Origin of the sequence: Bacteroides sp. CAG:189, assembly GCF_000432295.1 — a bacterium.
Classification (GTDB): Bacteria; Bacteroidota; Bacteroidia; order Bacteroidales; family Bacteroidaceae; genus Bacteroides; species Bacteroides salyersiae.
Genome location: NZ_HF991111.1, coordinates 78,266 through 78,470, shown reverse-complemented (window position 1 = coordinate 78,470; position 205 = coordinate 78,266). Strand labels below are relative to the sequence as shown.

1 protein-coding gene is annotated in these 205 nt (G+C 40.5%); it reads left to right on the top strand.

Annotation, left to right across the window (positions count from 1 at the left end; genetic code table 11):
• A partial coding sequence (locus QVP90_RS15600) for a DUF2764 family protein (RefSeq protein ID WP_288204789.1) occupies nucleotides 1-118 on the top strand: 118 nt, incomplete at its 5' end.
• Between the last annotated feature and the right edge of the window lie 87 nt (nucleotides 119-205).

Genomic DNA, 205 nt, shown 5'->3' with positions numbered 1-205 from the left:
GCAACTCGAGATGATTGAACGTTGGATAGCGTTGGATAAAGAAAAAGGAAATCAACTCTTCCGGAGCATTATCGATGCATTGAAAGATGAAGTGCAGATTCCCGCAGAATTCAGATAAAATAAAATAACTAAAATTATATGGCAACAAAAGGAACTGTTAGTGGCGTTATTGCCAATATGGTGACCCTCGTCGTTGACGGACCGG